This window comes from uncultured Candidatus Kuenenia sp. (assembly GCF_900696675.1).
GTDB lineage: Bacteria > Planctomycetota > Brocadiia > Brocadiales > Brocadiaceae > Kuenenia > Kuenenia stuttgartiensis_A.
Map to the genome: position 1 here is coordinate 1 of NZ_CAADGZ010000215.1, position 3,246 is coordinate 3,246.

The following is a 3,246-nucleotide window of genomic DNA, read 5'->3' on the forward strand; positions in this document are numbered from 1 at the left end:
AATGTATTTGAATACCCTCACCGTTTAACCCTGACAGGGTTCCAAACCCTGTCAGGGTTGTTTCATTCATATACTGGTGAAGCATATATACAATCGCTGCTATATCTCTGAAATAAAAATATAATCGTAGTGTTTGTTTACATTTTCTCTACCTTAACGGCACACACCTTATACTCCGGTGTAAGCGCAAGCATATCTTCTCCAGGCCCCGTTAACACATTCGTCGGTGTTTCAGGATAATGGAAGGATAGAAAGACGCTTCCCAAACGGGATTTTTCCGTTACCTCCGTCTTCACTTCCAGCGAACCACGCCTCGAAGATACTCTGACCTTCTCGCCTGATTTTATATCCAGTTTCGCCGCATCCGCCGGATGTATCTCCATAAACTCCTCAGAGTTTATGGCGCATATCTCCGGATTCCTCAACGACATCGATCCATTATTATACTGATACAGCCGCCGGCCGGTTGTCAGCAACAACGGATACTCTTCGTCCGGCAATTCTTCTGAAGGGGTATACATCAGGTCGTTAAACATCCCCCTACCCCTTTTAAAGGTGTCTTTATGCAGTATCGGCGTTCCGGGATGATTCATGTCCCACACAGGCCACACTAACCCGTCTCCCTCCAGGCGCTTATAATTGATCCCCGCCATATCAGGCGTCAGCTTCGCTATCTCATCCATAATCTCACTCGGATGATTATAACTCATAGGGTATCCCATTGCCGTGGCGATTGAACAAATAATATCCCAGTCCGATTTCGTTCCCTCCGGCAACGGTATAGCCTTATGTAGCCTCCGTACTCTTCTCTCCGCATTGGTAAACGTACCATCCTTCTCAAAGTAACAACTCGTTGGCAATACCACATGCGCAAGTTTCGCCGTCTCTGTCATGAATATCTCCTGCACCGCCAGAAATTCAAGCTTGCTTATTGATGCCCTTACCTTGTTTATATCCGCCTGTGATATCGCCGGGTCATAGCCTATTATATACATCGCCTTCAAATCCCCGTATTCTATCGCACGGTACATCTGCGGCTCTTTCAAACCGGGCTTCTCCGGAAGCTTCTTTACCTTCCATGCTTCAGCATGCTTACGGTTGGCTTCCGGATCGTCCACCCTCTGGTAACATGCATATACGTCCGGCAATGCACCCATATCACACGACCCCTGTACGTTGTTCTGCCCACGCAGAGGGTTTATACCCGTATTCGGACGCCCAACATTCCCGGTTATTAGCGCCAGATTCGCCAAAGACATTACCCCGTGCGAACCCGCCTTGTGCTCCGTCATCCCTAACCCGTAAATGATCATACCCTTGTTCGTACCCGCATACATCCTTGCGGCTTTTATTATGTCTTCCTTCGGGACCCCGGTAATCGCCTCCGTCTCTTCAGGGGTATATTTGCTTACTACCTGCTTCAGCATTTCAAAGTTCTCGGTACGCCTTTCTATGAAGTCGTCATTCTGCAATCCCTCTTTTATGATTACGTGAAGGAGTCCGTTTATGAGCGCCACGTTTGTCCCTGCCCTTAACTGAAGGTGTATATCCGCATATTTGACCAGTTCTATTTTTCTGGGATCTATTACGATGAGCTTCGCTCCGTTCTGCCTCACCGCCTTTTTTATTTTTAACGCGGCTACCGGGTGGGCTTCCGTCGTGTTGGAACCGCTCACGATGAGCACTTCAGCGCCTTCAATATCGGCCAGTGAGTTTGTTGCCGCCCCGCTCCCAAGCGCAGCCCTCAGCCCCGTTACCGAAGGCGCATGACATACACGTGCACAATTGTCCATATTATTGGTGCCCATTACCACACGTGTAAATTTCTGGGCAAGAAAGTTTTCCTCGTTTGTACCCCTCGATGAACTCAGACACCCGAATGAATCCGGGCCGTACTTTTTCTTTATCTCCGAAAATCTCTTCGCCACAAGGCCGATTGCCTCTTCCCAGCTTGCTTCCCGAAACGGTTCGTTTATGTTATCACGCACAAGCGGCGTTTTTAAACGATCCTTGCTTGAATAAAATTCAAATCCATACCGCCCCTTAACACAGAGGCTCCCATAATTGGGCGCAGAGTTTATATCCGCCGTTACTTGTAATATTTCATTGTTTTTTATATGGAGCACCAGACTGCAACCCACCCCGCAGTAAGAACATACCGTCCTCACTTTTCTGGTCTCCCATGAACGCGCCTTCTTCATTACCGGCTTGTCCATTAACGCCCCCACCGGACAGACGGATACACAATGACCGCAGAACACACAACCCCCGTCCTGCATCGATTTCTCAAAGGCGGTTGATACCCTTGTCTTTATCCCACGATCCGAAAACGTCCACACATGCTGCCCCTGCACTTCATCGCATATCCTGACACATTTGCCGCACATTATGCACTTGTTCATGTCACGGTAAATGGCAGGATTAGACTCGTCAGGCGCAGGCACGGGATTCTGCTTCACAAACCGCGATGTCTTTACGTCATACTCATACATCAGGTTCTGCAGGCTACACTCCCCCGCCTTGTCGCAGGTAAGGCAATCATTGGGATGATTCGACCAGAGCAATTCCAGATTCAGCCGCCGGGAACGCAGCACCGCTTCGCTCCGGGTTGACACCTTCATGCCCTCCGATACAGGCGTCGCACACGAAGCCGCCAAATTGTCCTTCCCTTCCACTTCCACCACACATATCCTGCACGCCCCCGATGGCTTCAACCGCGGATCATGGCATAGTGTCGGTATCCGTATCCCAACCCGACGTGCTGCTTCCAGTATCGTCTGCGAAGGGTCTGCCTCCACACGCTTCCCGTCTATTATTACTGTTGTCATGTCTCCTCCTGCATTTTATAACAAAATAATGATTCCTCTGTATTTTTCATTGTTCTGAAAAAACAAAAAATTAGGTCACAATTTAGCTTTCCGAAAGATATGCTCTATAGCCTTACAATTTGTGCTTTATAAACAATGTCGTATAAATTAGGCCTTCAGCAACTTTCTCGATGTAGCGCGAAGTGCCACTTCGCTCGCGACGAAGCAATCGCTTCGTCCTACAAGCTTGAAATTCCTATACGTTAAGTTCAGCACGGACAAACAGCGTTTGTCCGTGCCATCCTATTATCAATTTAAATTCCACATTTTAGGCAGACGCTTTTTTAGCGATATTCTCTTCATACTCATTTTTAAAGTACTGCAGCGTAGAAACAACGGGATTCGCAGATGTTTGTCCCAGTCCGCACAGCGAAGACGT

Annotated in this window: 2 protein-coding genes; both read right to left on the reverse strand. The window is 48.3% G+C overall.

Annotated elements, in window-relative coordinates; translation table 11 throughout:
• Positions 1–137: 137 nt before the first annotated feature.
• Positions 138–2,828, reverse strand: coding sequence for a formate dehydrogenase subunit alpha (fdhF, locus tag QZT26_RS16985; protein ID WP_295103856.1), 2,691 nt, complete (start codon positions 2,826–2,828; stop codon positions 138–140).
• A 307-nt stretch (positions 2,829–3,135) separates the two neighbouring features.
• The gene (locus QZT26_RS16990) at positions 3,136–3,237 is read right to left on the reverse strand and encodes an NADH-ubiquinone oxidoreductase-F iron-sulfur binding region domain-containing protein (RefSeq protein WP_295103858.1); all 102 of its coding nucleotides are present in this window, start codon (positions 3,235–3,237) and stop codon (positions 3,136–3,138) included.
• Positions 3,238–3,246: the final 9 nt, after the last annotated feature.